Below are 22,428 nucleotides of genomic sequence, written 5' to 3' on the forward strand. Positions count from 1 at the left end.
CGTCGCGGATGGGTTGAGAAGGGTCGTCGGAATCGGCAGGGACTGCTGCGGGATGGAGAGCGCCGGGTTTGTCACCCGGCTCGGTAGAGGAGCCCTCCTTGGTAGCGCCCTTGGACGCGGGTGACAACTTGTTCCTTTCGGCGGGGGAGAGCCGGAAGCTCCGGCTGTGCCAATGATGCTACCGGCCCACGCGCGGCAACGCGTGGGCCGGTAACTCGAATGTGTAGGTGTGTCTGTCTTACCAGCCGCTGGGCAGCGGGCGGCCTTCGGCGAACCCGGCCGCGGACTGCACGCCGAGCACCGCCTTGTCGTGGAACTCGGGCAGGCTGCGGGCGCCGGCGTAAGTGCAGGCGCTGCGCACACCGGAGGTGATGTGGTCGATCAGGTCCTCGACGCCCGGGCGTTCCGGATCCAAGCGCATCCGCGAGCTGGAGATGCCCTCTTCGAACAGCGCCTTGCGGGCCCGGTCGAAACCGCTGTCGGTAGCGGTGCGGGCGGCCACGGCACGCTTGGAGGCCATGCCGAAGCTTTCCTTGTAGCGGTTGCCGTCGCGGTCGGTGCGCAGGTCGCCGGGGGACTCGTAGGTGCCGGCGAACCAGGAGCCGATCATCACGTTGGCGGCGCCGGCGGCCAGCGCCAGAGCCACGTCGCGCGGGTGGCGCACGCCACCGTCGGCCCAGATGTGCACGCCGAGTTCCTTGGCAGCGGCGGCGCATTCGGCGACCGCGGAGAACTGCGGGCGGCCCACGCCGGTCATCATGCGGGTGGTGCACATGGCGCCGGGGCCGACACCGACCTTGATGATGGTGGCGCCGGCGGCGGCGAGATCGCGCACGCCCTGCGCGGAGACCACGTTGCCGGCCACGAGCGGCACACCGAGACCGAGGTCGGCGACGGTGCGCAGCGCTTCCAGCATCTTCTCCTGGTGACCGTGCGCGGTGTCGAGCACCAGCAGGTCGGCGCCCGCGTCGACCAGGGCCTTGGCCTTGGCGGCGACGTCACCGTTGATGCCGACGGCGGCGGCGATGCGCAACTGACCGCCGGCGTCGACGTTGGGCTGGTAGATGCCGGCGCGGACGGTGCCGGTGCGGGTCATCACGCCGGCCAGCGAACCGTCGGCGTTGGTGAGGACCGCGAACTTGGCCCGACCGGCCTCGAGCAGTTCGAAGATCTCGCGCGGCGAGGTGTCGGCCGGGGCGGAGACGAAGTCGGTGTTCATCACGTCATGCAGGCGCGCGAAGCGGTCCACATCGGTGCAGGCCTCTTCGGTGACGACGCCGACCGGCATGGCACCTTCGAGCACCACGACGGCGCCGTGGGCGCGCTTGTGCATGAGAGCGACGGCCTCGGACACCGAACGTTCCGGGTCGAGGGTGACCGGGGTGTCGGCGGTGAGCGAGCGGCTCTTCACGAAGGCGATGGTGTCGGCGGCCGCGCTGATCGGCAGATCCTGCGGTAGCACCACGATGCCGCCGCGACGGGCGACCGTCTCGGCCATCCGGCGGCCCGCGACAGCGGTCATGTTCGCCACGACGATCGGAATGGTGGTACCGGACCCATCTACGGTCGACAGATCTACGTCGAACCGGGACGCCACATCCGTCCGATTCGGGACGAGGAAGAGGTCGTCGTAGGTCAGGTCGTAGGGCGGCTGATGGCCAGGGAGAAACTGCACTTGACCAATACTAACCGGGTTGCCCGCGTTCCGTGCAATCGCCCGGCATACCTGCGGCAACGATAAGGTCTAGCCGTTCGAGTGGTTGCCCGGATATGGGCTGTTGGCGGAGTGTGGCATGCGTGATGGGGCAGTGAGCGGAAACTCTTGGGAGCTGAGCGACCGAGACGGCGGATATCTCGCGGCGCGCTGGTGGCAGTGGGCGCTGTCTGCCCCGGCGGACCGCAGCCCGGTCGCCGATGAGACCGGCGAGCACGCCGCGTGGAAGCAGCCCGCGGAAGTCTGGTTTCTCGCCGGGACTTATGGCGGCCGCGTGGTGCGACGATGTGCGGTGCCTTCGGGCAGGCCGCTGTTCTTCCCGGTGATCAACACCGTGCACCCGATGCGGGTTTCCAAAGAGCCGATGACCATGGAGGTCGTCTCCGCGAAGGCCTACCTCAACGGTGTGCCGCTCGAGTTGCGTGAATTCGTCTCGCCGCCGTTCTGGGCGAAGGTGCAGCCGCTGTGGGCGTCACTGCTGCGCCGCAGGGCCTGGGGTCTGTGGGCGGGCCTAGCTCCGCTGGCGCCCGGGCAGTACGTGCTGGAGATCAAGGCGAGTACCGAAGGCGGCTTCTGGGTCGACACGACCTACCACCTGACGGTCGACTGAACACTCAGGCTTCGGCCTGCGTGCGCGAAAGCCGAATCGTGGTGACGCACATGACGATTACCGCGACAGCGATCGCGAACAGGCCGAAACCGTTGGTGCGCAATCGTTCGTCGAGGACGGTGAGACCGAGGAAGGCCGCGGCGAGCGGTTCGGTGATGGTGACGGCCGGCAGCGAAGCCGCGAGCGGGCCGACATGGAAAGCGCGCTGCTGGAGATAGAGGCCGATCAAGCCCGCGGCGACCAGCGCCCAGGTCTGCCAATTGGTAAGCAGGTGCACGAATCCAAGCGAGAACTGGCCGGCGACGCAGGCGGTAAGGGCCGCGGCCAACCCGTAGAGCGACCCGCCCGCAGTGCCGAACAGCAGAGCGCGGCGAGTCGGATCGCCGCGAAGGCCTATCACCACGGCTAGCGCAATGAAGCCCAGCAGCACCGCCAACGGCCACCCCCAATCCCGCAGCGGCGCATCCGAATTGCCCTCCGTCGGATCACCGATGATCAAGAAACAAGCCAGCGCGCCAACCAAGGCCAGCGCCGTGGCCCACGTGCGTGCGGAGATGCGGCGGCCATTGAGTCGCGCGGACAGCGGCAACGCGAACACCAAGGCGCTCACCAGGATCGGCTGCACCAACAAAACCGGCCCCAACGCCAGCGCAGCCACCTGCATGACATAACCGCCCGCATCACCGACAAGCGCGGCCCACCACCGCGGGTTCCGCACCAGCGACCCCATCAGCGACTCGCCTTCCGGCACTGCCGCCGCAGCCCGCTGCTGAGCGACAGCGGCCACAGCGAACAACAGCGCAGCGACGAGCGCACAGACTATGGCACCTAGCGGATGATGCTGCACCGAGCCAGTGTCCACCGCCGATGCGGCCGGGTGATAGACCTCGAATGCGGTCGGCGCGTCCAGCTGAGGCGCGCTGATGCGGGACCGAGCCAGTGTCCACCGCCGACGCAGCCGAGTGATAGACCTCGAATGCGGTCGGCGCGTCCAGCTGAGGCGCGCTGATGCGGGACGGAGTCAGGGTCCACTACCGATGCAGCTGGGCGATCGACCTCGAATGCGGTCGGCATAACCAGCCGAGGCGAATCGATTCGGCCCTTTGGTGGCCTGCCCTGTTGATGGTGTGGGCCTGTCAGTGGGGGCGCGGCCTTGTCGGTGGCGCGGATCTGCGCTGCGCGAGTCTGTCGATGGTGCGGCCCTGTACCAAGTCAGTGCCCATCGCCGACGTAGCCGCGCGATGACCTCGAATGTGGTCGGTGCGTCCAGACGAGGCACATGACTGCCGCGGCCATGTAGTGCGGCGTTGTCGTGAGGTGATGCCGGGTGGCGTGTGGGTGGGGCCGGCCTTGTGTTGCGTGGCGTTGTCGTGGCGTGGCCCCCGTGCTGCGCGGCCTTGTCGATGGCGTGGCAGGGCGTTGCGTTGCGGGCGTCGTTAGTGGCGGTGTTTCCGGGTGTCCGAACAAGACTCGGTGGCCCGGTGTTGACTGCGCGGCGTGGCATTTATGCTGCACGGCTTTGTCGCTGGCGTGGCGTGGCCCCCTGTGCTGCGCGGCCTTGGGCAGGGCGTTGCGTTGCGGGGCGCCGCCGGTGGCGGTGTTGTCGGTGGCGCGGCGTCGGCTGCGCGGCGTTGTGGGTGGCGTCGCGTGTGTGCCGCGCGGGCGATGGCGGTGTGTTGCGTAGCGCTGCCCTGTGCTGCGCGGCCTTGTCGGTGGCATTGCATTGCATTGCATTGCATTGCGGGGCCGTTGTGTCAGTGGCGTTGTAATGCGCGGTGTTGTCCGTGGGGTGGCTTTGTAGGGGCCGCATTGTCGGGTGCCGAGGGCTTGTCGGTGGCGCGACGGTGTCGGATGGGTGGCGGCGGTATTCCGGAACATGGGGCGGTGCGGGCGGTCCATGACGCCGAAATTCCAGGTTTCGCGGTCGCCTGTGAGGTGGCGGCGGTGACCGGTGCGGCGAAATTCCTCGTGTGTCGCCGTCTCTTTGGTTTCCAAGGCCGTGTGGGCACCCGTCGCACACTCCGGGATTCGATGGTGGCGGGGCCTGTGTTGCGAGGCGTTGTCGGTGGCGCGGTCCTGTCGGTGGGCGTCGGGATACTCTGCGCATGACATACGTTGCGCTCAGTGGGGCCGAGTTGCGTTATGTGCTGATGAATGAGCTGTTCGAGTCGGAGACGCTTACGGTTTCCGAGCTCGGGAAGGCGTTGGAGGAGAAGGGTTTCGCGCCTGCGGGGCGGCCCTCCAAGGCGATCTCCGATGCCTTGCGGTGGGAGACTCGGCGTGGCCGGGTCTACCGGCGAGGGCGAGCGCGGTATGGGCCGGGGGAAATTCCGCAGTCGAGCATGTATTACATCCGTGCACGGTTGCATGCGATCGGCATCCGGCGAACGGCAATCTGAGCAGTCATTGCGGCCAGGCTTTTCGGGGCATATGCGGATGACTCCAACTCTGAGCGACAATCTCGGCGCGCTGCGGGAATTGTCGCTCAGAGTTGGGGAGCTATCTATATGGGTCCCTTTGGTTTACCGCCTGGGGCTAGTTTGCTCCGTGGTTGCGGCGGGCGGGAGAGCCCTGGGGGCGACCGGCGCGTCGGCGGGCGTTTCCGGGCGTGTCAGTGCCGCCCGCGCGCGTCGCGCGACCGGTGGAGGCACCGGCGGAACGGGTGTGTGCGCCTGTGGATTTGGGTGCGGTGGCGGTGCGAGCTCCGGCCGAGTTGCCCGTGCCCTCACCACGAGTGGGAGCGCCGGCACCGCGAGCAGGAGCAGTAGCGCTACGGCCCGATCCTGCGGTGCGACCGGACGGTCCTGCGGCGCCACGGCCTGAGCCGCTTGCACTTTCGCGACCCGAGCCCGCCGCGGAACGGCCCGAGCCCGCCGCGGAACGGCCGGAACTCGCCGCCGAAGGGCCGGAGCCCACTGCCGAACGACCGGAGCCCGCTGCCGATCGACCGGAGCCCGCTGCCGAACGGCTGGAGCCTGCTGCCGAACGACCGGAACTCGCCGCGGAACGACCGGAACCCGCTGCGGCACGGCCGGATCCACCCGAACGCTCCGCCCCACCGTCGGCACGGCGGGGACGCCCACCTCCGGCGGTACGGCGGCCGCCGCCCTGGGGTGCGCTCGCTGCGGGCGCGTGCACCGGTGCGATCGACACGCCCGAAGGCTGCTTGGCGCCGGTGATTTCGATCAGCTTGCGGTCGCCCGGGCGCACGTTGACGCCGACGACGTCGACGCCCGCCTTGCGGGTCATCTTCTCCACCTCGGCGCGCTCGTCGTTGGTGACCAGCGTGACGACGACGCCGTCCTCGCCGGCGCGGGCGGTGCGGCCGGCGCGGTGCAGGTACGCCTTGGACTCGGCGGGCGGATCCACGTGCACGACAAGGGAAATGCCGTCGATGTGGATGCCGCGGGCGGCGACGTCGGTGACGACCAGCACGGGGGTGGTGCCGTCGGCGAACGCGGCCAGGGTGCGTTCGCGGTTGTTCTGGGCCTTGCCGCCGTGCATGGCGCCGGCGTTGACGCCCGCGCCGCGCAGCTGCTTGGCGAGGCGGTCGGCGCCGTGCTTGGTGCGCACGAACATGATGGTCAGGCCGTCGCGGGCGGCGATCTCGGTGGCCACGGCGCGCTTGTCGAACTTGTCGCGCACGAACAGCAGGTGATGCGACATGGTCGAGACCGAGGCCGACGGCGGCGCGGTGGAATGGGTGACGGGGGAGTGCAGGTACTTCTTGACGAGCTTGTCGACGTCACCGTCGAGAGTGGCCGAGAACAGCAGGCGCTGACCGTCTTTCGGCGTCCGGTCGAGCAGCTTGGTGACCTGCGGCAGGAAGCCCATATCGGCCATGTGGTCGGCCTCGTCGAGCGCGGTGATGCGCACGTCGGACAGATCCGCGGAGCGCTGCTTGATCAGATCTTCGAGGCGGCCGGGGGTGGCGATGAGCAGGTCGACGCCGCGCGCGAGCCGGTCGGCCTGGCGCTTGATCGGCGCGCCGCCGACGACGGAGGCGACCCGCAGGCCCAGGGAGAGCGCGAGCTCGTCCAGGGCGCGTTCGATCTGGGTGGCGAGTTCGCGGGTGGGAACCAGCACGAGCCCGCGCGGGCGGCCGGGCTTGGCGCCGGCATTGTTGGCCAGGGTGACCAGCATCGGCAGGCCGAAAGCGAGGGTCTTGCCGGAGCCGGTGGGCCCGCGGCCGAGAACGTCCTTGCCGGCCAGCGCATCGCGGCAGGTGGCGGCTTGGATCGGGAAGGGTGCGTCGATGCCGTTGCGGCGCAACGTCTGGACAAGGACGGCGGGTAAACCCAGCTCCGCGAAGGTCACGGCCGGGGCCGTGGTGGCAGGAGTCGAGGGGGTCAAGTGGTGCCTTTCGTGTTCAGCGCGCAACTCGCACTGTGCGGAGTCGGTGAACACGGGTCGGGGTTCACCGCACGGTGCGCCGTTTTCGGGGCACTCGTGGTCGATAGCGAAGATCGGGTTCGGGCGGCGGTACCGGGGCCGGCCGAACGTGGAGAGCCGTGTCAGCTGGAGAAAAGCCGACCGATCTCGACCAGCCAGGGTACCGCGACAGCGAGCGTCGGCACCACCAGAATCGCGGCGGAGCCCAGGTAGGCGGCCGAGGCGAGACGGAGATCACCGATCTGTCCACTCAAGCGCTGGATCCGGATGAGTGTGGTGGGCCCGCCCGCGGCGAGCGCGCCCTGCGGTGCGGTGGACTTGGCGCACGCGACGAGCGCGCGGGCCAGCGGCTTGGGCCCGGTGACCTTGACAGCGGAGTCGTCGGCAAGCAGCTCGATGAGCAATTTGACCGAACCGAGCGCAGCTTTGGAGCGCACCACCCGCGGGAACGCTTCGTGCACGGCGGTGAACGCCTCGAGCACGAGGTCGTGCCGGGCCCGCAGATGCGAACGCTCGTGGCTCACGATCGCGGTGACCTCGGCATCATCGAGGCTGGTCAGCGTGCCTTCGCTGAGTACCACGCGCTGCCGCAAACCGGGCAGGCAGTAGGCGATGGGTTCGGTCGCGGCGAGCACCCGGATGTCGGCGGCGCGCCGGTGCGGCCCGCTCTGATCGAGCAGGTCGACCAGCATGCGATGCCGGTTGCGCCGCCGCCGGGTATGCACGCCCACTCGAATAACCGAGAAGATGAGCCGCGCGCCGACCAGCAGCGTGAGCGCGAAGACCGTGACGTAGGCCAGCCACAACGGTAGCCCGAGCGCGTCGATCTCCCCGGTGGGCGAGGTGGTCGGCCGTCCGTCGGGTCCGGGTACCAGCAGTTCGGAGGCGATGGCCAAGCCGGAACCGAACGCGGAGAGTACGGCGGCCAGCGCGATGGCCTGCCACAACACGAGCGCCGCGCGTGGAACCCGGTAGGGCCAGGTCGAGCGACTCAGCAGAGCTGGAGCAGGCCCCGCGAGAAGCAATGCGAGTCCGGCGAATACCGGCGCGGTTGCGTTCATCGACTCAGCTCACTGCGTTGTGGGGCCTGGACGCGAGGAGTCTACTTCCCCTCGTTGTCTTCGAGCTTAGCGAGTGCTTCACGCAGGGCGTCGGCTTCGTCACGTCCGACCTGCTCAACGAAGTGCACGAGTGCTGCTGCGCGGCTGCCCTTTTCCTCGGCCTGCTGCAGCGCGTCGAACATCAGGCTCGCCACGAGCTCGTCGCGGGTGTGCACCGGGGCGTACCGATGGGCCCGGTCGTCGCGGCGCTGAACCACCAGATTCTTCTTCGCCAGACGCTGCAGCACCGTCATGATCGTGGTGTAGGCGAGCTCACGACGTGCGGCCAATGCCTCGTGCACCTGCCGTACCGTTTGCGGTTCGTCGCTGGACCACAGCTGGTCCATGACCGCTTTCTCGAGTTCACCAAGTCCTGCCATCCCACAAGTTTACGGACTCAACGACACAATTGCGTACTACACGATGTCGTAACTGCCTGATTGCTGTGTGGGATTCGTCATAGCCGGAGCAAGACTGTATTACTTAGTGGTCGTGGACGCCAAAACATGGCGGGTACCGATCGGCACGATCATCGGGCGCCCGGAGACCGGATCCTCGAGCACCGTCGCGCTGAGCCCGAACACCTCCCGCAACAACTCGGCACTGATGATGTCGGCGGGCGGGCCCTGCGCGATGATCTGCCCCGACCGCATGACGATCAACTGATCGCTGTAGCGGATGGCCAGATTCAGGTCGTGCAGCACCATCACCACGGTGCGGCCCATGTCGTCGTGCAGGCGGTCGACCAGATCGAGCACTTCGATCGAGTGCGCGAGGTCGAGGTAGGTGGTCGGCTCGTCGAGCAACAGGATGTCGGTGCCCTGCGCCAGCGCCATCGAGATCCAGGCCCGCTGGCGCTGACCGCCGGAGAGTTCGTCGAGCGGCCGGTCGGCGAGATCGGCGATGCCGGTCTGTTCGAGCGCGAGCAGCACCTCGGCCTCGTCGGTCGCCGACCACTGCCGGATCCAGGACTGATGCGGATGCCGGCCGCGGGCCACGAGATCGCCGACGGTCAGGCCCTCGGGCGCGACCGGGGTCTGCGGCAGCATGCCGACGACGCGCGCCACATCCTTGGTCTTCATCGACGAGATCGCCTTGCCGTCCAGCACGACCCGGCCCTGATGCGGCTTGAGCAGCCGGCCCAGCGAGCGCAGCAGCGTCGACTTGCCGCAGCCGTTGGGCCCGATGACGGTGGTGACGACGGCGGGGGCGATCTCGAGGGTGAGCCCGTCGACGATGACGCTGTCGCCATAGCCGAGGGTGACATCCTCGGCGGCTAGTCGGTGAGCGGCGTTCGCGGTGGTCATGACAGGGTCGCCTTCCGGTTCATACGCACGAGCAGATACAACAGGAACGGTCCACCACAGGCAGCGGTGACGATGCCGGCGGGCAGATCGACGGGAAACAGCGTCCGGGCCGCCACATCCGCGCCCACCACACCGATGGCGCCGACGAGCGCCGAGCCGATGAGCGGTTCGCCGGGAGTACGTAACAGGCGCCGCGCGATCTGCGGGGCGGCCAGCGCCACGAACGCGATCGGCCCGACCGCGGCGGTCGCCACCGAGGCCGCGACCACGGCCGCACCGATCAGCAGCGCCTGCTGGGATTGGATCCGCACACCGAGCATCCGGGTGGTCTCGGTGCCGAGCCGCAGCGCCGCCAAGGTACGGGCCGAAACTACCGCCACCACAACAACAAGCGCCAGCGCGAGCGCGGTCGGCACCAGCTTCGCCTTGTCGACGGCGTTGAGCGACCCGGTCAGCCACTGCTGCGCCCGCATCGCGTCCAGCAGGGACGCGCGGGCCACCAGCCAGCTCAGTGCGGCGACCATGACCGCGTTCACGCCGATGCCGATGAGCACCAGCCGCAAACCGGTGGCGCCACTTTCGCCGGTGCGACTGCGTCCCCAGGCGAGCAGATAGATCACCGCCGCGGTGAGCAGACCGCAGACGAGCGCCGCCAGCGGCGCACCGACGGTGGCCGCGAAACCCGTTGTCGCGCCGGTCCCCACGATCACGGCGACCGCACCGACACTTGCCCCGGTGGTGATACCGAGCATGTCCGGGCTGGCCAGCGGATTATGCAGAATCGATTGCGTGATCGCGCCCGAAATCCCCAGCGCCGCCCCGACGAGCACCGCGGTGAGCGCGCGCGGCAGACGCGAATCCAAGATGATGAACCGCTGCGAACGCGTTCCGCCGCCGGTGAGCACGTCCAGCACCCGGCTCAGCGGGATCTGCGAATCACCTTGCGCCACATCCCAGCAGAACGCGGCAAACAGCACGACCGCCAAGATCACGACGATCAGGACCATCCCCGGCCGCCACACCAGCGACATCGGGCCCAGGCGCATCGCGGGCCGAACCCGTTCCAGAGTCGCGCCGTCTACCCGCCCGATCTTCCCGCCATCCCGCTTGATCTTCCCGCGATCCCGCTTGATCTCCGCGCGATCCCGCTTGATCTCCGCGCGATCCCGCTTGATCTCCGCGCGATCCCGCCGGATCTCCCCGTCACCCCGGCGAACGCCGGGATCCACGCCTACACGTGAATCGCTCACAGGCTCACCAACTTCCGCCGGCGCACATACGCGATGAAGAATGGTGCCCCGATAGCCGCGAGCATAACGCCGACCTGGAGCTCGCCCGGCCGGTTGACGACCCGCCCCGCGGTATCGGCGACCAGTAACAACAGCCCGCCGAACAGCCCGGAATAAGGAATCAGCCAGCGGAAATCTGGCCCGGTGACCATGCGCGCGAGATGCGGCACGACCAGCCCGAGGAAGATGATCGGCCCCACCGCGGCAGTAGCCGCGCCACACAGCAACACGACCGCCGTGAGCCCCAGCGCCCGGCTGCGCCCGATGTGCACGCCGAGCCCGCGCGCCACCTCGTCACCGAGGGTCAGCAGATTCAGCCCCGGCCCGGCGGCGACCGCCAGCACCAACCCGATCACCAGGAACGGCAGCACCTGCCAGAACACCTGGGCATCGCGCCCGGCGACATCGCCGACCACCCAGAATCGGTAGGTGTCCAGCGCCGCGGGATCCAGCAGCACAACGGCATTCGTCATGGCCTGCAGGAACGCCGCCACGGCCGCTCCGGCCAGCACCAGGCTGAGCGGACCGGCCTTGCCGCCGCCCAGGGACGCCGCCCCGAAGACCACCAGGCCGGCGAGCAGCGCCCCCGCGAACGCGAACGCGATGTACTGCTGCGGAGCGGTGAAGCTGAACACGTAGATGCTCAGCGCTGCGAGAAAGGCCGCGCCCGAGTTCAATCCGAGCAACCCCGCGTCGGAGAGCGGATTACGGGTGTAACCCTGGATCAGCGCGCCGGTGATGCCCAGCGCCATTCCACAGACCAGCGCGAGCGCGGTGCGGGGCAGCCGGAGTTCGCGCACGATCTCTTCCGCCGTCGACTGAGCCGGGCACTGGAACGGCCCGCCCGCGCAGGTCAACGCGTTGTGCAGAGCGTCGTAAACCGCAGCGGGGGACAGCGACCGGGTCCCGATGGCAACGCTCGCGAGCACCGCGATGCAGAGCAGCGCGGCGCTGAGGAGAAGTCCGATAAGGCGACGTCGCCTGATCGTGCCAAGGGCTGTCACTGGGTCGAACTTCTCCTGACTGATTCCACACTCACTCTTGCTAGGTCTGGTAAGGCTAACCTATGTTCGGTGTCGACCCACAACGGAGCCGACACCGAGGAGGTTCGATGCTCGAGCCCATGACCATCCGTTCGCAGCAGCCGTTCGACCGCGCCTGCACCCGATTGCGCGCACTGCAACCGGAGCATCCGCGTGTCTACGCCGTTGCCGACATGGCTGATCAGGGCAAGCGGCGCTGGTGGCAGCTGTCCGCCGGGCTGGTCGAGGGCCGCATCGAGCTGATGTACCGGCGGCACGCCGCGGAGATGATCAGCGCCGACATCGCGGCGGAAGTCGTTGCGACAGCGTTGATTCACGCGGTGATCGGCCGGGTGAGCGCGCTGCTGATGGCCGAGGGCCGGGCCTGGGATCCGGGGCTGGAGAACCTCTGGATCCACAACGACAACGACGGCGGCATCGACTGGGCGGGCTTGGTGGACACCACGATTCGCGTCCTGCCGGGCGATCGGCTGGCGGGCGAACCCGGCGTGGTGACCTTCCCGTGCGAGCAGGCGATGTACGTGTGGCTGGCGCATCGCTGTGCCTCCTCGCTGACGTTGATCCAGCACGCGCTGGGGCGGTGTACCGGTCTGGGTGCGCGCCGGTTCTGGGCGCTGGTCGGTGAATCCATTGTGGGGGCAAGCACTTACGTGCCCGAACTCGCCCGTACCAGCCCTGTCGAGGCGGCCCGGCACGGCCAGGGTCTGCTGATGGCGCTGGAGGAACGCGGGTTGCCGGTGCGGCGCAGCCCGTCCGTGGTTCCTGACGCTTGCCAACTTAGGTAAGCCTGACCTATACTCGATTTCGGCGTTCGGATCGAGCGGGAGTCCCGAGGGCTGCGGTCGACTCCCCGTTCCTTGCCGCGGCGGGCTCCACCTTCGGGTGGTGCCCGCCGCTCTGTATCCATGGGCGCCGCCGTGTCTCAAATGGCCGGGTTTAGGCTTTGCCGCATGACCGATAAACCGCTCGCGCCCACCTCGATCGGCGAACTCACTCCTGAGATGATGACCAAGTACAGCGAGGGCACCTTCACCGATCTGATCGGCTTGCGCTTCACCGAGGTCGGCCCCGACCGGGTCTGTGGTGAATGGGTAGTGAAGCCGCACCTGTACCAGCCCGCGGGTATTCAGAACGGCGGCGTGCTGTGCACCGTCATCGAATCGCTGGCCAGCACGGGCGGGCAGTTCTGGTACGGCGACCAGGGCAACGTCGTCGGCGTCAACAACAACACCGACTTCCTGCGCGCCGCCAGCGACGGCACCCTGCGCGCCGAAGCCACCCCGATCCATCGCGGACGATCGCAGCAGCTGTGGCAGGTCGTGGTCACCGACGAACAGGACCGGCTGATCGCGCGCGGCCAGGTGCGGCTGGCGAATCTGCCCAAGCGCAGCTGAAACGGACGTGCCAGAATGTCCGTCACCCAATCCCTTCCGACCGGCGAGGAGCCCGGATGCGACTGTCACCGCATGAGCAGGAGCGGCTGCTGCTCAGCTACGCGGCCGAACTGGCGCGGCGCAGGCAGGCCCGCGGGCTGAAGCTCAACCATCCCGAAGCGGTCGCGCTGATCACCGATCACGTGCTCGAAGGGGCGCGCGACGGGCGGACGGTCGCCGAACTCATGTCCTCGGGGCGCACGGTGCTCGCGCGGGCCGACGTGATGGTGGGTGTGCCGGAGATGATCCACGACGTGCAGGTCGAGGCCACGTTCCCGGACGGCACCAAGCTCGTCACCGTTCACAATCCGATCGGATAGCCGCAGTGATTCCCGGTGAATACCTCTGTGCCGAAGGCACTATCGAGCTGAACGCGGGCGCCGAACGCATCGCCCTCGAGGTCGTCAACACCGGCGACCGGCCGGTGCAGGTCGGCAGTCACGTGCATTTCCCGCAGTCCAACGCCGCCCTGGAATTCGACCGCGCCGCCGCCTACGGGCATCGCCTCGACATTCCGGCCGGCACCGCCGTTCGCTTCGAACCCGGTCTCGCCCAGCGGGTTTCGCTGGTTCCGCTGGGCGGCACCCGTGAGGTCTACGGCATCAGCGCGAATCCCCCGGGCCGTCTCGATGGGTAGCGGCCCCAACCCCGAGGCAGGCCATGAGTGAATTGACCCGCGCCCGCTACGCCGAACTGTTCGGCCCCACTACGGGCGATCGAATTCGCTTGGCGGACACCGACCTGTTGATCGAGATCACCGAAGACCGTTCCGGCGGACCGGGTCTCGCGGGTGAGGAAGCCGTGTTCGGCGGCGGCAAGGTGCTGCGCGAGTCCATGGGGCAGTCCCGCGCCACGCGCGCCGAGGGCGCCCCGGACACCGTCATCACCGGCGTCGTGATCGTCGATCACTGGGGAATCATCAAGGCAGACCTGGGTATTCGCGACGGCCGCATCTGCGCCATCGGCAAGGCGGGCAACCCCGACACCATGTCCGGCGTGCATCCGGATCTGGTCGTCGGCCCGTCCACGGAGATCATCGCGGGCAATGGTCGCATCGTCACCGCCGGCGCCATCGACTGCCACGTGCACTTCATCTGCCCGCAGCTGATGGAGGAAGCGCTCGGCGGCGGCATCACCACGCTCATCGGCGGCGGCACCGGGCCGGCCGAGGGCAGCAAGGCCACCACCGTCACGCCCGGCTCCTGGCATCTGGCCCGGATGCTCGAGGCGCTGGACGGCTGGCCGATGAACATCGTGTTGCTCGGCAAGGGCAACACTGTCAGCGCCGACTCCATGTGGGAGCAATTGCGCGGCGGCGCAGCGGGTTTCAAATTGCACGAGGACTGGGGTTCCACCCCGGCCGCGATCGATGCGTGCCTGCGCGTGGCCGACGCCAGCGGCGTTCAGGTGGCACTGCACTCCGACACCTTGAACGAGGCCGGGTTCGTCGAGGACACGCTCGGGGCAATCGCCGGCCGCGGCATCCACGCCTATCACACCGAAGGCGCGGGCGGCGGGCACGCACCCGACATCATCACTGTCGCTTCCTATCTCAACGTGCTGCCCAGCTCCACCAACCCGACCCGCCCGCACACCGTCAACACCCTCGACGAGCACCTGGACATGCTCATGGTGTGCCACCACCTCAGCGCCTCCATCCCGGAGGACCTGGCCTTCGCCGAAAGCCGTATCCGCCCTTCGACAATCGCCGCCGAAGACCTGCTGCACGACCTCGGGGCGATCTCCATGATCGGCAGCGACTCCCAGGCCATGGGCCGCATCGGTGAAGTCGTGATGCGCACCTGGCAGACCGCGCACGTCATGAAGAAGCGGCGCGGCGCCCTGCCCGGCGACGGCGCCGCCGACAATGCCCGCGTACAGCGCTACATCGCGAAGTACACGATCGCGCCCGCCGTCGCGCACGGTCTCGACCACGAGGTCGGCTCCATCGAGGTCGGCAAACTCGCCGACCTCGTGCTGTGGGAACCGGCCTTCTTCGGCGTCCGCCCGCACGCGGTCCTCAAGGGCGGCATGATCGCCTGGGCCGCGATGGGCGACGCCAACGCCTCCATCCCCACCCCGCAACCGGTGCTCCCGCGCCCCATGTTCGGCGCCGCCCCGGTCGCCGCGGCCGCCACCTCCCTGCACTTCGTCTCCGAACACGCCATCGACGACGGCCTCGCCGACCGCCTGAACCTGCGCCGGAAACTGGCGCCGGTCAAGAACGTTCGCGGCGTCACCAAAGCCGACATGCCGCACAACGACGCCATGCCCCACATCGAAGTCGACCCCGACACCTTCACCGTCCGCATCGACGGCGAAGTCTGGACCGAACAACCCGCCACCGAACTCCCCATGGCACAGCGGTACTTCTTGTTCTGAACCGCCGGAAAGTCATTGATACGCAACGGCTATCGAGGTAATGTCGCTCTCCTGTTCGAGTTGCGCCTGATCGGCTAGAAGGGGAGACAGATGCCATCCGTTGAAGATCGACTGACCACACTCGAGACGAAGTTCGACCAAGCCGACCTGCCGGGGTTGCGTCGGCGGTTGGACGCTAACCACGACAAAGTGTTAGAAGAGTTCGGCCACGTCCATGCCGACTCGACCGAGATCAAGGACACTCTCGGCGCGCACACGCAGACCTTGGACCGTCTCGAGAAGTCGGTCGGCGCGCACACGCAGACCTTGGACGGTCTCGAGAAGACTGTGGGCGCGCATACGACGAGCTTGGACCGGCTCGAGAAGACTGTGGGCGCGCATACGACGACCTTGGACCGGCTCGAGAAGACTGTCGGCGCGCACTCGACCACGTTGGACTCGCATACCCAGACCCTGGACTCGCATACCAAGACCCTGGACTCGCATACCAAGACGTTGGACTCGCACACGAAGACGTTGGACGAGCACACGAAACTGTTGCACGAGATTTTGGATCGGCTGCCGCCGAAATAGGGCGTATCGGGCGGGTGGGTTGTTGTCGTAGCGCAGGGCGAAACTGCTGGTAGGGCGGGTGCCCTGCGTTGCGGGTGGCGGGGGTTGATCGGTGGCGGAGGTGGCGGCGGGATGGGCCGACCAGCAGATCGCCGAGCCCGCGTCGCAAGCCGCACTGGCCGACGTGCTCAGCAAGGTCAACCTCAAAATGGCCGACGTCGTCGAGGAGTCCGCAACGTCCTCGGTGGAAAATCGCCGCCATCCTGATCGCCTCCGCGGGCACCGCCTCACCCGCCCTCATCGCCCGCGCGATGTTCGGCATCTCCGGCGCCACCCTCACGGTCTCCCGCGTCCTACTGCTGCTGGTCAAGGAACTGGTGTCCATCGGCGCCCTCGCCGACGACGTAACCAAGGCGATCCTCGGCGTCTACCAGGTGCAGAACGAAGCAGCGAAGGCATAGCGCATACTCGCCTGATCAAAGGGGAACCGGAACGGGCCGGGATGCGTCCTAGACTGTGGGGCAAGTATGACGGCCTGGAGTGGAGGCATGGTGGGACGACGGACGACGGCGACGATAGCGGCGCTGGCCGGGGTAGTGCTGGTGGCCTCGGGGTGTGGGTCGAAGACCGACGGGAAGGCTGGGCCGACCACCACGGACACGTCGGCGGCTACGGCGGCACTGTGGGATCCGTGCGTGCAGATCTCGGAGGCCGCGCTGAAGCAGATCGGGGTGGATCCAGCAACGAAGGAATCGGGCGTAGCGGGGGTAGAGGAACCCGGATGGAAGGTATGTAGCTGGAACAACAGCGACTTCAACCTGGGAGTCTTTTCCACAGTCCGAACCGTTGAAGAGTTCAAAAAGAAGCCTGACAACACCGACTTCGCCGACGTCACGATCGGCGGTCGCACCGGATTGCGTTTTCGGCAGACCTTCGACAAGGACGATAAGATCTGCGACCTGCTCTTCTCCACCGCCCAAGGCACGGTTGATATAACGGTGTCCAATCGAGTCTCATCCAAGAACAAGGTTTCGCCGTGCGAACGCGCCGGGACAGCGGCTGAGATCCTAATGCCGGGCGTGCCGCGCTGATCCGGAGGAACAATTCATGACTATTAACGAGGAGAAGACCCGGTGGAGCCATCTCGCCAGTGAGGCGAAGGCTGGCCGACTGTATCTCGATCAAGCGGTAGCGAAGGATTGCCGAGATGCCTGCAACAAACAGATCGCACTGTACGAAGGTCTGATCGACGATCTCGAATTCATGAAGAGGGTCTCCGGTTTCGGAAACTTCGAGTGCGCCGACAAACTTGCAGAAATGTTGGGGCAAAAGGCATTTGGCGGTGATGGCGACGTCTATACCGCACTCAAGGAACACATCAGCGTGATCGAGCTCATCCGCGACACCATCCAGGTCTCCGTCGACAAGTACGAGGCCCAGGACAAAGTCAACGCGGGCGAACAAGACAAGCTGTTGAACTGAACGGGGGGACGACAAGTGGGTCTGCTATTTGCGGGTATCGCCTCCGCGCTGTGGGAGTCGAGCAAGTCCGGTCCGCCGGATGTCGGCAAGGACGAGAGTCCCGAGGCAACGATGGCGCGCAACAGGGTTCAGGAACTGGTGAGCGGTAGCGGCCTCGACTTTCAAGGGTCGAAGGTGCCGGAATCCAGTTATAAGAATCCGGAGGGAATGGACGACCTGTACGCCCGAGTGCAGGCCATGGAGCCTGACACGGTCAAGAGACTGCACGACCGCTGGGAAGGTCTGCGTAACCAGCTCAACGACGGCTTCGTCAATTTCGGGTTGGAGATGACCAAGGCCATCGAAGCCAAATGGCAAGGCGAAGCGGCGAATTCAGCGGCTACGGGCATCACTGACTACGTCAAGAAGTCCAGCACCTTCGTCGATTCGGTCGCACTGGTCTCGGAGAAAGTGAAGCTGGTCCGCTCCGCCATCGACCTCACCAAGCCCAATGTGCAGCAAGCCCCCGACTCCACCCTGACCAGCAACATTGCCAGCTGGGTCCCAGGCCCGACCTGGAAGCTGAACGAGCATCGGGAAGAGTCGTACCAAACCGCGGCCGCGAATATCGTGAAGAACGTCTTCTACCCGGCCGTCAAGGAAGCCGACGACAAGGTTCCGCTGGTCCCCAAGCCGTACAACCCGGTGCAGCAGAACACCGACATCCCAGGCCCTGTGGTGCCCAAGTCGTCCGACGGCGCGCAGCCTCCATCCAGCGCCCCCTCGGCACCCAAGAACACGGAAGAACCGAAGGCCGAGGAAAAGCCGGAAACCACGCAGCCTCCGTCTTCGGATCCCAGCACCGCACCGCAGAATTCGGACGATCCGTCGACGAAACCGGCCACGACCGACATGCCGACCACCCCGGCGTCCACTGTCCCGACCGTCGCCGAGACCCCGAAATCGACTGACCCGAAGCTGAATACGGGTGTACCGGGAACCAGCCCGGGTTCGGGTGTCCCCGGTTCCGGGGTACCCGGTTCGGGCGTCCCGGGCTCCGGCACTCCCGGCTCCGGCACACCCGGCTCCGCGAACCCCGGTGCGGGAAAGACGATCTCGGGCACCCCGGGCACCGCCGCTGCCGCCGCGCAGGGCGCGAATCGCGCCGCCGCGGCCCGCGCCGGTACGTCCGGCATGCCGGGCATGGGCGGCATGGGTGGCGCCCGCGGCCAGGGCGACGACGACAAGGAACACCAGACCAAGGATTATCTGATCAACCAGGAGAACGGCGAGATCCTGACGGGCTTGGATCCGGAGCATCGCGTGAAGACGGTTCCGCCGGTGATCGGCGAATGAGCAAGCGGGAGTGGACGTTCACACCGTTGGCGTTCAAGGTGCTGTGGCGTGCGGCCGATCGGGATGTACTGCCGTATCCGCTGCAGTATCGGTCGACCGCGGACACGATCGCCGACTATGACAAGGCGTGGAAAGCCGAAGCCGCCGCGCTGCATAAGCATTTCGACGAGTCCATGTTCGGGGCGCTGCGGATCCTTGCGGAACCGGAGGCGCGGATCGAGGTCGCGGGCAAGCTGGGCCGCGACAAGCTGCGGGTGCACGCGGCGGTGCACTATCAGCATGCGGTGCTGCTGGTGCAGGAGCCGACCGACGCCCCGGATCGCGGCGGCAAGGTCCGGATGACAATGCTCCCGGCGCACGAGGTTTCGCGCCGGGTGCTGGGTCAGCTGCCGAATACGGCGCGGGGGAGCGGCGAGGGGATCGAGGTGTCGCGCCACGATCTGGACGAGGACGGCCCGTTCCGCGGTTTCCACGACGACGCTCCGGTGTCGCCGCGCAAACTCGCCGCCCGGTTCTTCGAGCGCCCGCGGGGCGCGGTGGTGCATGTCGCGGTTTACGCGGGTCCGGCCTGGGACAATCGGCCCGCGCCGTCGCGTGGTTTCCACATCATGGACTATCCGGATGGCCGCTACGTCGTCCGCAACGGCGGCACCCTCAAGGCGTCACCCGCCGATCGCGCGCTGCTGGCGGCCGACCTGGATCGCATCCTGGCCATCACGGTGGACGCGCACCGGGAGGAGTCCGATCCCGCCTACCGCACCCGGGTGTGACCGAAAGCTCAACCGGGCGTGGTGATCTCAGGAGGCGGGGCAATGAACCCGGTTCAGCATCGTCCCAGGCGCCGGCCGCTCGAGGCAATACTGAAATCCCGTGCGGGCCTTGGGGAATCAGCGCGTGGGCCGGATGGCGTCCAGGACGATGTCGGCGATACCGCGCATGCCGGTGACGGTGGGGTGGTAGGGGATCAGGGTCTCGGTGGCGAGGATCGGGTCGAACCAGCGCACGCCCTCGGGTGCGCACATGTCGTGGCCCGCGGCGCGCGTCCGGGTGTCGATGTAGGTCGCGCCGTTGGCGGCGGCGCCGGCTGCGACCACGGTGTTGAGGCGGTCGAACGCGCGCTGCACGGTCGCGGCGTCGGAGGGGCGCAGCCCGACGAGTTCGGGGCAGCCGCCGTCGCGGACATACAAAGGCCAGCCGTCGACGAACACCTTCGCATTCGGCGCGAGCACCGAAATCTGGCGCAGTGCAGCGGAATACGACTGGGCGATGCCGTCGATATCGCCATCCCAGGCCGGGTCGGCGCACGGCCGCGCGCCGGCGGTGTGACAGTTCAGCACATACTTGGTCATGTTCGTGTCGTTGGCGCCGATATGCACCGTCACCAGCTTGGTGTTCGGCCCGAGCGCATCGAATTGCGGTGCGACACCGGCCCCTTGGGCGGTGCTGAGATCCTTGATCTTGGCCGAACTGCAGGTCCGATCATCCAGCCGCACCCCGAGCCCCTCGGCCACCAGCTTCGGCGTATTCGCCGTCGACCGGATACACATCAGCGGCGCACTCGCATCGAACTTCTGCACCCCGGTTGTCGCCGCACCTGAATCCCCGAGCGCCACGTACTCCGCCCCGCCATCGGCCGGCGCGGCCATTGCCGTCGGCATGGAAGCTGTTGGCGCCAAATACAACAGCCCCGCCGCCACCGCTGCCGAACCCCACAGCTTCCGCCTGCCGCTCATCCTGTTGCTCCACTCCGCATCGAGCGCCCAAAGTGAGACGCATTGGTTCCGCTTTCGGCACCGTACTACTCCGGGCCGCCGCCCGGCACCGATTCGCCCAACTCATGAACCATTCCTCCCCGGCGCGACCGGAAACCGAACCGCGGGCGAGTTATGAGGTGGGCTGTTTGGAGATCACCCGTACGAGGTGCCAGGTGAGGGAGGGAGCGTCGGCGGGCGGGTTGACCCAGGGCCGCTCTTCGACGAGCAAGTGGTAGGTGTAGCCGGGCTGGTAGTCGAAGCCGTCGATGCCGAAGTAGTGCAGCTCCCAAGGGGCATTCGGGTCGGTTCGGACCTGGAGGCACTGCATGGGTGCTACGCCGGTGCAGGGGACTTCCTTGTCGGCGACGTCGATCTCGAATTGCTTGTTCGCGGGGTTGGAAGGGGTGCTGGTAGCCGAAGGGGTGGTGCTGGCCGCGGCATCGCCGGTCGACTGGTCCGCGGTGCAGCCCGCCAGCGGCAGGACGGCGAGTGCGGCGGCGAGAACGAGCATTCCGAGGCGCATGGCCGCGAATATGCCACAGGTTTGCCGATGGACCCGGGATCCCTCGCCCCTGGCGTTGCCGACCATCGGGGCGGGCGGGACAACTGGTCGACACGGCCGAGTGTGACGCCGCGGTGGCAGACTGGCCCTCATGACGAGTGCTGACTGGGCTGAAGTGGACAGCTACCTGGTAGACCAACTGGTGCGAGACCCGGAGACCGCCGCCGTGCTGGCGGAGAACGCGAAGGCCGGACTCCCCGAGATCGATGTGTCCGCGCCCCAAGGCAAGTTCCTGTACCTGCTGGCGCGATCGGCCGGGGCGCGGCGGGTGCTGGAGGTCGGCACGCTCGGCGGATACAGCACGGTGTGGCTGGCCCGGGCGGTCGGGAAGGCCGGGCAGGTGCTGACCCTGGAATACGAGCCGAAGCATGCCGAGGTGGCGCGGCAGAACCTGGACCGGGCCGGCGTCGGCGACCGGGTCGAGATCCGGGTCGGCGCCGCCCTGGACACCCTGCCGATGCTGGCCGAGGAGAATTCGGAGCCGTTCGATCTGGTGTTCCTGGACGCCGACAAGGTCAACAACCCGCACTACGTGCGATGGGCGCTGCGGCTGACCCGCCCCGGCTCGGTGATCATCGTCGACAACGTGGTCCGCCAGGGCGGTCTCGCCGACGCGAACTCGACCGATCCCGCGATCCGCGGCGGCCGCGAGGTCGTCGAATTGCTGTCCGCCGAACCGCGTTTGGACGCCACCGTGGTGCAGACCGTCGGTTCGAAGGGCTGGGACGGGTTCGCCTACGCCCTGGTCGTCGACTAGGACTGCCGGAGCCGCGCCTCGAATCCGTCACAGAGCGTGGACAATCCGGCGTAGAGCAGGTCCTCCTGGGTGAGGTCGCTGACGCCCGCCCCGATCAGATCCGCGAGCGAATCCGGCACCGGGGTGGTCGGGCTCCCCTCCAGCAGGGCGCGCAGCCCGTTGGTTTCCTCGGGTTGAATCTTCTTGCGCTCCAGTAGATCCGAGCTGATGTGGGGGAGTGTCGCGCCGGAGATGAAGTTCCATACCGAGAACGACATCTGCATCGCCTCCCGTGGGGGGACCCCCAGCTCGCGGAAGCCCTCGACCAGCCACGCCAGGCAGGCCAGCCCGTGCGGGCCGAAGCTGTAGCGCGGCATGGCGAAGGTCAGTAGCACCCAGGGATGCTGCTGGTAGAGCGCCCAATCGATCTCGGCGGCGATGCGGACGCGGTCGCGCCAGGTCCAGCCCATGCCCGCGGTGGGCGGGTAGGGGTTGCGCCGGGCGACCTCGTCGGTCATCAGCGCGATCAGTTCGTCCTTGTTGGCCACGTGCCGGTACAGCGACATGGCGCCCACGCCCATCCGCTCGGCGATGCGCCGCATGGACACGGCGTCCAAGCCCTCGGTGTCGGCGATGGTGATCGCGGTGTCCACGATCGCGGCTCGGGTCAGTTTCGGCTCGGTCATCCCATGTCTCGTTGTTCGTTCCGGACCAGCATGCGTACACTGTACCCTTGG

The 22,428-nt window shown here is 67.5% G+C and carries 24 protein-coding genes and 1 pseudogene; 14 read left to right on the forward strand and 11 right to left on the reverse strand.

Annotated elements, in window-relative coordinates; translation table 11 throughout:
• Positions 1 to 238: 238 nt before the first annotated feature.
• On the reverse strand, positions 239 to 1,675 hold the full coding sequence (locus IBX22_RS27040) for a GuaB1 family IMP dehydrogenase-related protein (RefSeq protein ID WP_194818504.1): 1,437 nt from the start codon (positions 1,673 to 1,675) through the stop codon (positions 239 to 241).
• 118 nt (positions 1,676 to 1,793) lie between these two features.
• Between IBX22_RS27040 and IBX22_RS27045 the strand changes: the two genes are divergently transcribed.
• Positions 1,794 to 2,324: a hypothetical protein gene (locus IBX22_RS27045; protein ID WP_194818505.1), complete on the forward strand. Its 531-nt coding sequence runs from the start codon at positions 1,794 to 1,796 to the stop codon at positions 2,322 to 2,324.
• Between the two features lie 4 nt (positions 2,325 to 2,328).
• On the opposite strand, the gene IBX22_RS27050 is transcribed toward IBX22_RS27045, so the two are convergent.
• Positions 2,329 to 3,171: a DMT family transporter gene (locus IBX22_RS27050; RefSeq protein WP_194818506.1), complete on the reverse strand. Its 843-nt coding sequence runs from the start codon at positions 3,169 to 3,171 to the stop codon at positions 2,329 to 2,331.
• Positions 3,172 to 4,429: 1,258 nt separating this feature from the next.
• On the opposite strand from IBX22_RS27050, the gene IBX22_RS27055 reads away from it, so the two are divergent.
• The gene (locus IBX22_RS27055) at positions 4,430 to 4,723 is read left to right on the forward strand and encodes a hypothetical protein (protein ID WP_194818507.1); all 294 of its coding nucleotides are present in this window, start codon (positions 4,430 to 4,432) and stop codon (positions 4,721 to 4,723) included.
• A gap of 640 nt (positions 4,724 to 5,363) precedes the next feature.
• Here IBX22_RS27055 and IBX22_RS27060 read toward each other — a convergent pair.
• From IBX22_RS27060 to IBX22_RS27085, 6 genes and pseudogenes are all read right to left on the reverse strand, one after another.
• Positions 5,364 to 6,677, reverse strand: a pseudogene (locus IBX22_RS27060) (DEAD/DEAH box helicase); the annotation flags it as partial.
• Between the two features lie 161 nt (positions 6,678 to 6,838).
• Entirely contained in the window at positions 6,839 to 7,777 is a 939-nt protein-coding gene (locus tag IBX22_RS27065; RefSeq protein ID WP_194818509.1) for a M56 family metallopeptidase, read from the reverse strand.
• A gap of 41 nt (positions 7,778 to 7,818) precedes the next feature.
• On the reverse strand, positions 7,819 to 8,196 hold the full coding sequence (locus IBX22_RS27070) for a BlaI/MecI/CopY family transcriptional regulator (RefSeq protein ID WP_194818510.1): 378 nt from the start codon (positions 8,194 to 8,196) through the stop codon (positions 7,819 to 7,821).
• A 99-nt stretch (positions 8,197 to 8,295) separates the two neighbouring features.
• Complete coding sequence (locus tag IBX22_RS27075) at positions 8,296 to 9,123, reverse strand: ABC transporter ATP-binding protein (RefSeq protein WP_194818511.1); 828 nt, start codon at positions 9,121 to 9,123, stop codon at positions 8,296 to 8,298.
• On the reverse strand, positions 9,120 to 10,169 hold the full coding sequence (locus IBX22_RS27080) for an iron chelate uptake ABC transporter family permease subunit (protein WP_194818910.1): 1,050 nt from the start codon (positions 10,167 to 10,169) through the stop codon (positions 9,120 to 9,122). The genes IBX22_RS27075 and IBX22_RS27080 overlap by 4 nt, the downstream gene beginning before the upstream one ends.
• A gap of 200 nt (positions 10,170 to 10,369) precedes the next feature.
• Entirely contained in the window at positions 10,370 to 11,416 is a 1,047-nt protein-coding gene (locus tag IBX22_RS27085) for an iron ABC transporter permease (RefSeq protein ID WP_194818512.1), read from the reverse strand.
• Positions 11,417 to 11,523: 107 nt separating this feature from the next.
• Between IBX22_RS27085 and IBX22_RS27090 the strand changes: the two genes are divergently transcribed.
• The 11 genes from IBX22_RS27090 to IBX22_RS27140 all read left to right on the forward strand — a co-directional run bounded on the left by IBX22_RS27090 (position 11,524) and on the right by IBX22_RS27140 (position 19,409).
• Entirely contained in the window at positions 11,524 to 12,240 is a 717-nt protein-coding gene (locus IBX22_RS27090; protein ID WP_228539472.1) for a hypothetical protein, read from the forward strand.
• Positions 12,241 to 12,405: 165 nt separating this feature from the next.
• Positions 12,406 to 12,849 carry a PaaI family thioesterase gene (locus tag IBX22_RS27095; RefSeq protein WP_194818513.1) on the forward strand — a complete coding sequence of 148 codons (444 nt, stop codon included), beginning with the start codon at positions 12,406 to 12,408 and terminating at the stop codon, positions 12,847 to 12,849.
• Positions 12,850 to 12,905: 56 nt separating this feature from the next.
• A complete protein-coding gene (locus tag IBX22_RS27100; protein ID WP_194818514.1) occupies positions 12,906 to 13,208 on the forward strand; it encodes an urease subunit gamma in 303 nt (100 codons plus the stop codon).
• A gap of 5 nt (positions 13,209 to 13,213) precedes the next feature.
• A complete protein-coding gene (locus IBX22_RS27105; RefSeq protein ID WP_194818515.1) occupies positions 13,214 to 13,525 on the forward strand; it encodes an urease subunit beta in 312 nt (103 codons plus the stop codon).
• A 23-nt stretch (positions 13,526 to 13,548) separates the two neighbouring features.
• Positions 13,549 to 15,270, forward strand: a complete 1,722-nt coding sequence (locus IBX22_RS27110; RefSeq protein ID WP_194818516.1) for an urease subunit alpha — start codon at positions 13,549 to 13,551, stop codon at positions 15,268 to 15,270.
• A gap of 90 nt (positions 15,271 to 15,360) precedes the next feature.
• Positions 15,361 to 15,843, forward strand: a complete 483-nt coding sequence (locus IBX22_RS27115; RefSeq protein ID WP_194818517.1) for a hypothetical protein — start codon at positions 15,361 to 15,363, stop codon at positions 15,841 to 15,843.
• A 290-nt stretch (positions 15,844 to 16,133) separates the two neighbouring features.
• Positions 16,134 to 16,283: a hypothetical protein gene (locus IBX22_RS27120; protein ID WP_194818518.1), complete on the forward strand. Its 150-nt coding sequence runs from the start codon at positions 16,134 to 16,136 to the stop codon at positions 16,281 to 16,283.
• Between the two features lie 87 nt (positions 16,284 to 16,370).
• The gene (locus IBX22_RS27125) at positions 16,371 to 16,913 is read left to right on the forward strand and encodes a DUF3558 domain-containing protein (protein ID WP_194818519.1); all 543 of its coding nucleotides are present in this window, start codon (positions 16,371 to 16,373) and stop codon (positions 16,911 to 16,913) included.
• Positions 16,914 to 16,929: 16 nt separating this feature from the next.
• Positions 16,930 to 17,304 (forward strand): hypothetical protein, encoded by a 375-nt coding sequence (locus IBX22_RS27130; protein WP_194818520.1) that lies wholly within the window; start codon positions 16,930 to 16,932, stop codon positions 17,302 to 17,304.
• 15 nt (positions 17,305 to 17,319) lie between these two features.
• Positions 17,320 to 18,639, forward strand: coding sequence for a hypothetical protein (locus IBX22_RS27135; protein ID WP_194818521.1), 1,320 nt, complete (start codon positions 17,320 to 17,322; stop codon positions 18,637 to 18,639).
• Entirely contained in the window at positions 18,636 to 19,409 is a 774-nt protein-coding gene (locus IBX22_RS27140; RefSeq protein WP_194818522.1) for an ESX secretion-associated protein EspG, read from the forward strand. Before IBX22_RS27135 ends, IBX22_RS27140 begins: the two co-directional genes overlap by 4 nt.
• A gap of 117 nt (positions 19,410 to 19,526) precedes the next feature.
• Here the strand turns inward: IBX22_RS27140 and IBX22_RS27145 are convergent, their stop codons facing one another.
• Both IBX22_RS27145 and IBX22_RS27150 read right to left on the reverse strand, forming a co-directional pair.
• Positions 19,527 to 20,372, reverse strand: a complete 846-nt coding sequence (locus tag IBX22_RS27145; protein ID WP_194818523.1) for an SGNH/GDSL hydrolase family protein — start codon at positions 20,370 to 20,372, stop codon at positions 19,527 to 19,529.
• Between the two features lie 151 nt (positions 20,373 to 20,523).
• Positions 20,524 to 20,916, reverse strand: coding sequence for a DUF4377 domain-containing protein (locus IBX22_RS27150; RefSeq protein ID WP_194818524.1), 393 nt, complete (start codon positions 20,914 to 20,916; stop codon positions 20,524 to 20,526).
• A 130-nt stretch (positions 20,917 to 21,046) separates the two neighbouring features.
• Here IBX22_RS27150 and IBX22_RS27155 point away from each other — a divergent pair, with 130 nt between their 5' ends.
• Positions 21,047 to 21,712, forward strand: a complete 666-nt coding sequence (locus IBX22_RS27155) for an O-methyltransferase (RefSeq protein ID WP_194818525.1) — start codon at positions 21,047 to 21,049, stop codon at positions 21,710 to 21,712.
• On the opposite strand, the gene IBX22_RS27160 is transcribed toward IBX22_RS27155, so the two are convergent.
• Positions 21,709 to 22,377, reverse strand: coding sequence for a TetR/AcrR family transcriptional regulator (locus tag IBX22_RS27160; RefSeq protein WP_194818526.1), 669 nt, complete (start codon positions 22,375 to 22,377; stop codon positions 21,709 to 21,711). The genes IBX22_RS27155 and IBX22_RS27160 overlap by 4 nt on opposite strands.
• Between the last annotated feature and the right edge of the window lie 51 nt (positions 22,378 to 22,428).

Origin of the sequence: Nocardia sp. XZ_19_385 (assembly GCF_015355755.1) — a bacterium.
Taxonomy (GTDB): domain Bacteria; phylum Actinomycetota; class Actinomycetes; order Mycobacteriales; family Mycobacteriaceae; genus Nocardia.

Excerpts from the sequence above, each read along its gene's own strand:
- IBX22_RS27130 (WP_194818520.1), top strand. The coding sequence starts at position 16,930 with ATGACTATTAACGAGGAGAAGACCCGGTGGAGCCATCTCGCCAGTGAG.
- IBX22_RS27160 (WP_194818526.1), bottom strand. The coding sequence starts at position 22,377 with ATGACCGAGCCGAAACTGACCCGAGCCGCGATCGTGGACACCGCGATC.
- IBX22_RS27150 (WP_194818524.1), bottom strand. The coding sequence starts at position 20,916 with ATGCGCCTCGGAATGCTCGTTCTCGCCGCCGCACTCGCCGTCCTGCCG.
- IBX22_RS27145 (WP_194818523.1), bottom strand. The coding sequence starts at position 20,372 with ATGAGCGGCAGGCGGAAGCTGTGGGGTTCGGCAGCGGTGGCGGCGGGG.
- IBX22_RS27140 (WP_194818522.1), top strand. The coding sequence starts at position 18,636 with ATGAGCAAGCGGGAGTGGACGTTCACACCGTTGGCGTTCAAGGTGCTG.
- IBX22_RS27155 (WP_194818525.1), top strand. The coding sequence starts at position 21,047 with ATGACGAGTGCTGACTGGGCTGAAGTGGACAGCTACCTGGTAGACCAA.
- IBX22_RS27075 (WP_194818511.1), bottom strand. The coding sequence starts at position 9,123 with ATGACCACCGCGAACGCCGCTCACCGACTAGCCGCCGAGGATGTCACC.
- IBX22_RS27090 (WP_228539472.1), top strand. The coding sequence starts at position 11,524 with ATGCTCGAGCCCATGACCATCCGTTCGCAGCAGCCGTTCGACCGCGCC.
- IBX22_RS27095 (WP_194818513.1), top strand. The coding sequence starts at position 12,406 with ATGACCGATAAACCGCTCGCGCCCACCTCGATCGGCGAACTCACTCCT.
- IBX22_RS27070 (WP_194818510.1), bottom strand. The coding sequence starts at position 8,196 with ATGGCAGGACTTGGTGAACTCGAGAAAGCGGTCATGGACCAGCTGTGG.
- IBX22_RS27055 (WP_194818507.1), top strand. The coding sequence starts at position 4,430 with ATGACATACGTTGCGCTCAGTGGGGCCGAGTTGCGTTATGTGCTGATG.
- IBX22_RS27110 (WP_194818516.1), top strand. The coding sequence starts at position 13,549 with ATGAGTGAATTGACCCGCGCCCGCTACGCCGAACTGTTCGGCCCCACT.
- IBX22_RS27080 (WP_194818910.1), bottom strand. The coding sequence starts at position 10,169 with ATGCGCCTGGGCCCGATGTCGCTGGTGTGGCGGCCGGGGATGGTCCTG.
- IBX22_RS27065 (WP_194818509.1), bottom strand. The coding sequence starts at position 7,777 with ATGAACGCAACCGCGCCGGTATTCGCCGGACTCGCATTGCTTCTCGCG.
- IBX22_RS27120 (WP_194818518.1), top strand. The coding sequence starts at position 16,134 with ATGTTCGGCATCTCCGGCGCCACCCTCACGGTCTCCCGCGTCCTACTG.
- IBX22_RS27100 (WP_194818514.1), top strand. The coding sequence starts at position 12,906 with ATGCGACTGTCACCGCATGAGCAGGAGCGGCTGCTGCTCAGCTACGCG.
- IBX22_RS27115 (WP_194818517.1), top strand. The coding sequence starts at position 15,361 with ATGCCATCCGTTGAAGATCGACTGACCACACTCGAGACGAAGTTCGAC.
- IBX22_RS27045 (WP_194818505.1), top strand. The coding sequence starts at position 1,794 with ATGCGTGATGGGGCAGTGAGCGGAAACTCTTGGGAGCTGAGCGACCGA.
- IBX22_RS27125 (WP_194818519.1), top strand. The coding sequence starts at position 16,371 with ATGGTGGGACGACGGACGACGGCGACGATAGCGGCGCTGGCCGGGGTA.